The sequence below is a fragment of the Nocardioides sp. genome, from assembly GCF_031422975.1.
Lineage (GTDB): Bacteria > Actinomycetota > Actinomycetes > Propionibacteriales > Nocardioidaceae > Nocardioides.
Window position 1 is genome coordinate 1 of sequence record NZ_JANPEO010000522.1, and the last position, 6,744, is coordinate 6,744.

Sequence of the window (6,744 nt, forward strand, 5' to 3'; positions counted from 1 at the left end):
AGCGACGAGTCGTCTTCGGCCTCGACCAGGACGGCATCGTCGACGTGGCGCTGGAGGGCGCGCGCCTGTGCCGCAAGTTCGAGGAGACCATCCCCGAGACCGCCGTCTACTACGAGTACTCGCCCGAGTCCTACACCGGCACCGAGCTCGAGTACGCCGTCCGCGTGTGCAACGCCGTCATCGACGTGTGGAAGCCGACCGCCGACAAGCCCGTCATCATCAACCTGCCCGCGACGGTGGAGATGGCCACGCCCAACGTCTACGCCGACTCCATCGAGTGTATGAGTCGCCACCTGCGCAGCCGCGAGCACTTGATCCTCTCCCTGCACCCCCACAACGACCGGGGTACGGCGGTGGCGGCGGCCGAGCTCGGCTATCTCGCCGGCGCCGACCGCATCGAGGGCTGCCTGTTCGGCAACGGCGAGCGCACCGGCAACGTGTGCCTGGTGACGCTGGGGCTGAACCTCTTCACCCAGGGCATCGACCCGGAGATCGACTTCAACCCGGCCAACGGAGGCATCGACGAGATCCGCCGCACGGTGGAGTACTGCAACCAGCTGCCCGTCGCCGAGCGCCACCCCTACGGTGGCGACCTCGTCTACACCGCGTTCTCCGGCTCGCACCAGGACGCGATCAAGAAGGGCTTCGAGGCCCTCGAGCGCGACGCCGCGCGCGCCGGCGTGCCGGTCGACCAGCACCCGTGGGCCGTGCCCTACCTGCCCATCGACCCCAAGGACGTCGGCCGGTCCTACGAAGCGGTCATCCGGGTCAACAGCCAGTCCGGCAAGGGCGGCGTGGCCTACATCCTCAAGCACGACCACAAGCTCGACCTGCCGCGTCGTGCGCAGATCGAGTTCTCGCGGGTCATCCAGGCGCACACCGACGCCGAGGGGGGCGAGGTCAGCCCCGAGCAGATCTGGCAGACGTTCTCCGCCGAGTACCTCGAGCGCGAGACCCCGCTCAAGCTGGACTCCGTGCACACCTCGAGTGCCGCTGGGGAGAAGGACCAGCTGACCACCAACGTCTACGTCGACGGCGAGCTGCACTCACTGTCGGGGGAGGGCAACGGGCCGCTGTCCGCATTCGTCGGCGCGATCAACGAGGTGGAGCGCGGCGACGACCGGGGCAGGGAGGTGCCCGGCTTCGACGTGCGGGTGCTCGACTACCACGAGCACGCGCTCAGCGCCGGAGGCGACGCCATCGCTGCGGCGTACGTCGAATGCGCGGTCGGCGAGCAGATCCTGTGGGGTGTCGGGCTCGACCCCAACATCGTCACGGCCAGCCTCAAGGCCGTGATCAGTGCGGTCAACCGGGCCAACCGCTAGGTGGACCTCCCGCATGACAGCCTCGGTGTCGCCTAGATTTCGACTCATGCTGGTCTCCGAGCGCATTGGGCAGTTCTTCCTCAGCCACCCCGACAGTGGTCGCGACCGTCTCGAATACACCGAGTACGGCGCCGGCGACAACTGGGTGGTGCTGCTGCACGGGCAGCTGATGCCGCGACGGATGCACCAGCCGCTGGCGCGCGCGCTCGCCGGGAGCGGACTGCACGTGGTGACCCTGGACCTGCTCGGCCACGGTCGTTCCGACCGGCCGGCGGACCCGCTGGTCTACTCGATGACGGCCTTCGCCGAGCAGGTGGTCGCGCTGCTCGACCACCTCGGGGCCGAGCGGGCCGTCGTCGGCGGCACGAGCCTGGGCGCCAACGTCTCCTTGGAGATGGCGGTCGTGGCTCCGGAGCGGGTCAAGGGCCTGCTGCTGGAGATGCCGGTCCTGGACAACGGGCTCGAGGCGGGGCTGATGGCCTTCGGCCCGGTGCTCTTCACCGCCCGCTTCCTACCCTTCACCGTCTCGGCGCTGCGCTGGGTCACCCGGCCGATCCCGCGCGGGATCGTGCCCTTCTGGGTCGGCATCGGCCTCGACACCTGCAACCAGCGCGCCGAGTCGATGGCGGCCGGCGTGCACGGCATCTTCTTCGGCCGGATCGCACCCTCGGCGCGGCAGCGGCGCCAGATCACGGTGCCGGCGCTGGTCGTGGGCCACCCGTCGGATCCGATCCACCCCGCCGCGGACTCGGCGATGGTGGCCGCGGAGATGCCCAACGCGACCTTCGTACGTGCCCACAGCATCCTGGAGTGGCGCGCCCGACCCGAGCGTCTCACCGAGGTCGCCATCGAGTTCGCCCGAACCTGTTGGGAAGAACCGCGACGCACCCGCCACCTGGGCACCTGACACGTCACCGAGCAGGCACAATGGGTGAGTGCCTCTCTATCGCGACGAGGCGATCGTGCTGCGCACCCACAAGCTGGGCGAGGCCGACCGCATCATCACCCTGCTGACCCGTCAGCACGGGCGGGTGCGAGCGGTGGCGAAGGGCGTACGCCGCACGACCTCCCGCTGGGGTTCGCGACTCGAGCCGTTCACGCACGTCGACCTCCAGCTCGCCGAGGGCCGCAACCTGGACACCATCACCCAGGCCGAGACGATCGATCCGTTCCATGCCCGGCTGGGCATGGACTACGAGCGCTACACCGCCGGCACCGCGATGCTCGAGACGGCCGAGCGGCTGGTCACCGAGGAGAAGGAACCCTCCGTCCAGCACTTCCTGCTGCTGGTCGGCGGGCTCCGTGCGATGGCCGCCGAGGAGCATGCCGCCAGCCAGATCCTCGACTCCTACCTCCTGCGCTCACTCGCCGTCTCCGGCTATGCGCCGTCCTTCGACCACTGCACCAGCTGCGGGGTCGAGGGCCCGCACCGCTACTTCAACCCGTCGGCCGGCGGCGTGCTCTGCACGATGTGCAAGGTCCCCGGCTCGGCCACGCCTGCACAGGAGACCATCCGCGTGCTCGCCGCGCTGCTCACCGGCGACTGGGCGCACCTCCGCGCTACCGACCCCCGCCACCTCCGCGAGGCCAGCACACTCGTCGCCGCCTATCTGGCCTGGCACCTCGAACGCGGCCTGCGCTCGATGGCGTACGTCGAACGCTGACTAGGCTCCGCGTCGTGAAACGTTCAGTGCGTCGGCCCACCCCGCACCCCAGCGGCGCGCGACCACCCGCCGTACCCGCCGATCTCGTGCCGAGGCACGTCGCGATCGTGATGGACGGCAACGGCCGCTGGGCCAAGGACCGTGGCCTGCCGCGCACGGCCGGCCACGAGCAGGGCGAGAGCTCCCTGTTCGACGTCGTCGAGGGTGCGATCGAGATCGGTGTGAAGGCCGTCTCGGCCTACGCGTTCTCGACCGAGAACTGGTCGCGCTCGCCCGACGAGGTGCGCTTCCTGATGGGCTTCAACCGCGATGTGATCCGCCGCCGCCGCGACGAGATGCACGAGCTGGGGGTGCGGGTCCGCTGGGCCGGTCGAGCGCCGCGGCTGTGGAAGTCGGTGATCAAGGAGCTCAAGGTCGCCGAGGAGCTCACCAAGGACAACGACGTCTGCACGCTGACGATGTGCGTCAACTACGGCGGCCGCTCAGAGCTGGTCGACGCCGTGCGCGGTGTGGCGCGCGAGGTGGCCGCGGGCAGGATCCGCCCGGACAAGATCGACGAACGCGCCATCGCGCGCCACCTCTACGTCCCCGAGCTCGCCGACGCCGATGTGATCTGGCGGACCTCGGGAGAGCAGCGACTCTCCAACTTCATGCTGTGGCAGGCGGCCTACAGCGAGTTCGTGTTCACCGATGTCCTCTGGCCCGACGTCGACCGCCGCGACCTCTGGCGCGCGATCGAGATCTATGCGAGCCGCGACCGGCGCTATGGCGGAGCAGAGCCGAACTTCTGATGTTGGAGTTGCCTGACCAGTGCGCCCGCCGGCCCCGAGATCCGGTCAGGCCCGGTGGCAGGTGGCGCAGGTCCCGACGATCTCCAGCGTGTGCGCGACCTCGGAGTAGCCGTGCTCGGCCGCGATCGTCCGCGTCCACCTCTCCACGGTCGGCCCCTCGACCTCGATGGTCGCGCCGCACGAGCGGCACACCAGGTGGTGGTGGTGGGTCCCCGAGCAGCGGCGGTAGATCGCCTCGCCGTCCTCGGTGCGCAACATGTCGACCTCACCGGCTTCCACGAGCGCGTTGAGGGTCCGGTAGACCGTGGCGAGTCCGACGGGCGTGCCACCGCGGCCGAGCAGGTCATGGATGTCCTGAGCGGAGCGGAAGTCGTCGAAGGACGCCATCGCCTCGACGACAGCGGTGCGCTGTCGGGTGGGGCGCAGCGGCGTGCGGTCAGTGCCCAATCTCTCAGTGCCCGATCTCTCAGTGCTCGTCATAGTGCTCTCCATGCGGCGCGTGCCGGTGGCCGTCGTGGACGTAGTCGACGTGGTCGCCGTGGCGGACGGCCGGGTGCCCGCAGTCGTGGCCGTGGATGTGCGCGTGGTCCTCGGGCGTCATCTCGTGCGAGTGCGATGCCTCGTCGAGGGGAGGTACGGCGGGGAAGGGCGCCCGCAGGCGTCGCCGGTGTCGCAGCCACACACCGAGGGGCCAGGTCGAGGCGAACATGGTCAGGGCCAGCAGCACGATCGTGGGGCCGGGAGCCACGGTGGCGTGGACCGACAGCGCAGCCGAGAGCAGCAGCCCGCCCACGGCCGCGACCACGCCGACGCCCATGGCGCCGGTGAGCGTGGTCCGGAACGACCGGGCCAACTGCTGCGACGTAGCGACCGGCACCACCATCAGGGCGGACACGAGCAGCAGCCCGACCGTGCGCATCGCCACCGTGACCGTCACGGCCGCCAGCACCGCGACGAGGATGTTGTAGGCCCGGACCCGCATCCCCGCGGCCTTGGCGAACTCCGGGTCGGACGCGACCGAGAACAGCTGGGGGAGCAGCCCGAGCGTGACCACCAAGATCACCACGGCGAGCGCGAGCGTGAACCACACGTCGTTCGCGGAGATGCTGGTGACCGAGCCGAACAGGTAGGACTGGAGGCTGCTCGCACCCTGTCCGTCGAGACCGGTGATGAGTACGCCGCCGGCGAGACCACCGTAGAACAGCAGCGCCAGCGCCACGTCGCCGTTGGTGTGGCCCTGCTCGCGGATCACCTCGATCACCACGGCGCCGATGATCGCGACGATCACGGCGGTCCACGTCGGGGAGGTGCCGGTCAGCAGGCCGAGGGCGACACCGGTGACGGCGATGTGACCGATGCCGTCACCCAGGAGGGCGAGCCGCTTCTGCACCAGGAAGGTGCCGATGGCGGGCGCCGCGAGGCCGGTGAAGAGCGCGGCCAGCAGCGCACGATGCATGAAGTCGAGACCCAGCAGGTCGATGACATTCACCGTCCTCCCTCCAGCGAGTCGAGGGGGGAGGCGACGTGCGGCGCGTGGTCATGGCTGGCAGCGCTCTCGTGGTGGTGCGTGTGCACCGCTTCCTCGGACAGCGGCGGTCCGTCGTAGTCGACCCGGCCGTCTCGCAGGACGACCGCGCGGTCGACGAGCGAGGCCAGCGGTCCGAGCTCGTGGGCGACCAGCACCACCGTGGCGCCCCGCTCGGACAGCGTGCGCAAGGCGTCGGCCAGCGCCTGCTGGTTGGGCAGGTCGACGCCGGCGGTCGGCTCGTCGAGGAAGAAGAGCTCGGGCTCGCCCGCCAGCGCCCGCGCGATCAGGACGCGCTGCTGCTGGCCACCACTGAGGGTCGAGATCCCGTCGCCGGCGCGGTCCGCGAGGCCGACCACGTCGAGCGCGTCGGCAATGGCTCGACGGTCGGCCCGATTCATCGGCCGCAGCACCTTGCGCCGCGTGAGGCGGCCCGAGGCCACGACCTCCCGCACGCTGGCGGGCACGCCGCCGGTCGCCGTGGCCCGCTGCGGTACGAAACCGATGCGCTGGTGTTCGTGGAAGTCCGACAACGTGGTCCCGAACAGGCTGACCGAGCCCGACGTCAGCGGACGCAGGCCCGTCAGGGCGCGCACGAGCGTCGACTTGCCGGAGCCGTTGGCGCCCATCAGCGCGAGGAACTCGCCTTCGTGCACGGTGAGGTCGTTGGCGCGGAGCACCGGCCGGCCGCCGATGGCGACCGTGACGTCGCGGGCCTCGACGACGGCTGCCCCCCGCTCGTTCAGCATGCGCCGGCCTTCCTCAGAGCGGCGAGGTTCTGCTCCATGAGGGCAACGTAGTCGCTGCCTGCCTCGCCCTCGGCCGGTCCCTCGATCGGGTCGAGCACGGCGGTGGTGACGTCGGTGTCCGCGGCGAGCGCGTCGGCCATCGCGGTCGAGGCGAGGCGTTCGGAGAAGACGGTGGTGATGCCCTCCTCGGCGATCAGCTCCTGGAGGCGAGCGATCGCGGCGGGCGTCGGCTCGGCGTCGGGGGTGAGGCCGACGATGCCTTCGAAGTGCAGGCCGTAGCGCTCGAGATAGCCGAAGGCCTCATGGGTGACGACCATCGTGGTGCGCTCGCAGGACGCCAGGGCCCGGGTGTACGCCGCGTCGACGCCTTCGAGGTCGGCGCGGATGTCCGCCGCCTTGGCGGCATAGTCCGCGGCGCCGGCTGGGTCTGCCTCGGCCAGGGCTTCGGCCACGGCATCGCCGAGGTCGGCCATCAGCAGCGGGTCGAGCCAGAAGTGGGGGTCGTGCTCGCCCGGGTCGCTGGCGTCCGCGCGCAGGTCCACGACCTCGGCCGCGTCGACCTCGACACCAGTGGCGACGTTGGCGATCGCCTCGTCGACCGCCGGCTGGAAGTCGTGCTCGAACACGACCACGTCGGCCCGGTCGAGGGCAGCGGTCTGCGCGATGCCGAGCTCCAGGTCGTGGGGCTCG

General features: G+C 70.6%; 8 protein-coding genes. 4 read left to right on the top strand and 4 right to left on the bottom strand.

Annotation, left to right across the window (positions count from 1 at the left end):
* From RMO85_RS15605 to RMO85_RS15620, 4 genes are all read left to right on the top strand, one after another.
* Positions 1–1,325: 2-isopropylmalate synthase (locus tag RMO85_RS15605; RefSeq protein WP_310529641.1), on the top strand; the 1,325-nt coding region annotated here is incomplete at its 5' end.
* Positions 1,326–1,371: 46 nt separating this feature from the next.
* The gene (locus RMO85_RS15610; RefSeq protein ID WP_310529642.1) at positions 1,372–2,232 is read left to right on the top strand and encodes an alpha/beta fold hydrolase; all 861 of its coding nucleotides are present in this window, start codon (positions 1,372–1,374) and stop codon (positions 2,230–2,232) included.
* Positions 2,233–2,260: 28 nt separating this feature from the next.
* Complete coding sequence (recO, locus tag RMO85_RS15615) at positions 2,261–2,989, top strand: DNA repair protein RecO (protein WP_310529643.1); 729 nt, start codon at positions 2,261–2,263, stop codon at positions 2,987–2,989.
* Positions 2,990–3,003: 14 nt separating this feature from the next.
* The gene (locus tag RMO85_RS15620; RefSeq protein WP_310529644.1) at positions 3,004–3,780 is read left to right on the top strand and encodes an isoprenyl transferase; all 777 of its coding nucleotides are present in this window, start codon (positions 3,004–3,006) and stop codon (positions 3,778–3,780) included.
* Between the two features lie 45 nt (positions 3,781–3,825).
* On the opposite strand, the gene RMO85_RS15625 is transcribed toward RMO85_RS15620, so the two are convergent.
* The 4 genes from RMO85_RS15625 to RMO85_RS15640 all read right to left on the bottom strand — a co-directional run.
* Positions 3,826–4,260, bottom strand: coding sequence for a Fur family transcriptional regulator (locus tag RMO85_RS15625; RefSeq protein ID WP_310529645.1), 435 nt, complete (start codon positions 4,258–4,260; stop codon positions 3,826–3,828).
* Positions 4,247–5,269: a metal ABC transporter permease gene (locus RMO85_RS15630; protein ID WP_310529646.1), complete on the bottom strand. Its 1,023-nt coding sequence runs from the start codon at positions 5,267–5,269 to the stop codon at positions 4,247–4,249. Before RMO85_RS15630 ends, RMO85_RS15625 begins: the two co-directional genes overlap by 14 nt.
* Positions 5,266–6,054 carry a metal ABC transporter ATP-binding protein gene (locus RMO85_RS15635; RefSeq protein WP_310529647.1) on the bottom strand — a complete coding sequence of 263 codons (789 nt, stop codon included), beginning with the start codon at positions 6,052–6,054 and terminating at the stop codon, positions 5,266–5,268. The genes RMO85_RS15630 and RMO85_RS15635 overlap by 4 nt, the downstream gene beginning before the upstream one ends.
* The coding region (locus RMO85_RS15640; protein WP_310529648.1) for a metal ABC transporter substrate-binding protein at positions 6,048–6,744 on the bottom strand (697 nt) is incomplete at its 5' end. The genes RMO85_RS15640 and RMO85_RS15635, both read right to left, overlap by 7 nt.